The organism is Agrobacterium sp. P15N1-A, from assembly GCF_044626815.1.
GTDB classification, from domain to species: domain Bacteria; phylum Pseudomonadota; class Alphaproteobacteria; order Rhizobiales; family Rhizobiaceae; genus Agrobacterium; species Agrobacterium leguminum.
This window is the reverse complement of sequence record NZ_JBIUPF010000029.1, coordinates 1-255: the sequence shown is the minus strand read 5'-3', so window position 1 is coordinate 255 and position 255 is coordinate 1. Positions and strand designations below refer to the sequence as shown.

The window sequence follows — 255 nt, the reverse complement described above, 5'->3', positions numbered from 1 at the left end:
ATGGTCGTCGGCCTGCTCGCCATCCTCAAGGCCGGCGGCGCCTATGTCCCCCTCGATCCGAACTATCCACCCGACCGCCTCGCATGGCTGCTCGACGATGCGGCCCCGAAGCTGGTGCTGGCGGATGATGCCGGCCGCCAGGCCCTCGGGCCCGACGCACTTGCAGGCCGTGTCATGATCGATCTCGACGAGACCCAGCAGGACATGCCGCAGACCAACCCGGTCGTCGCGGGCCTCTCCTCGCAGAACCTCGCC

1 protein-coding gene is annotated in these 255 nt (G+C 69.0%); it reads left to right on the top strand.

Annotated elements, in window-relative coordinates; genetic code table 11:
• The coding region (locus tag ACIK7D_RS27770) for an AMP-binding protein (protein ID WP_400158178.1) at positions 1 to 255 on the top strand (255 nt) is incomplete at both ends.